The following is a 467-nucleotide window of genomic DNA, read 5'->3' as shown; positions in this document are numbered from 1 at the left end:
TTGAAAACAAGATAATTCATTTTATCTATCAACGCTTTTTCAAACTGCTGATAAACAGATTTTTCAACCTTTTGGCGTCCACGAATAAAACCGAAATTCAAATCTTCAAGCACTACAATAGCGCAGTACTCATCAACCAATTTTGATATCTTATGCACGACTTGCGATAGATAGCCTGCTTTGAGTTCTTTAATATTTTCAATCGTTCTCCATTCTTGGCGTTGTTTTGTTCTTTCGTCTTCTTTACTAGCAAGCAAATCATGATAATTTTTTTTGTATTCTTCGCCATTATAATCATTAACAATTTCATTAAGCGAAAACTGCTTTACTATTTTACCGTTTAAATCGATAATGCTAACATACAACAAATGACGTTCACCGCGGTCTATTCCTATAATATGTTTTATCCCGTTTTGTTTAATGAAGATGTGTATAAGAGACAGGACTGGGCTAGTGGACTTTTGAAA

General features: G+C 33.2%; 1 protein-coding gene. It reads right to left on the bottom strand.

Annotated features, from left to right (window positions below):
* Positions 1-368, bottom strand: a 368-nt coding sequence (locus ACYVRA_RS08735; protein WP_461252327.1) for a hypothetical protein, incomplete at its 3' end; no start/stop codon positions are given.
* Positions 369-467 lie beyond the last annotated feature (99 nt).

It is taken from the genome of Treponema sp. R8-4-B8 (genome assembly GCF_054786175.1).
This window is presented reverse-complemented; position numbering and strand designations above follow the sequence as displayed.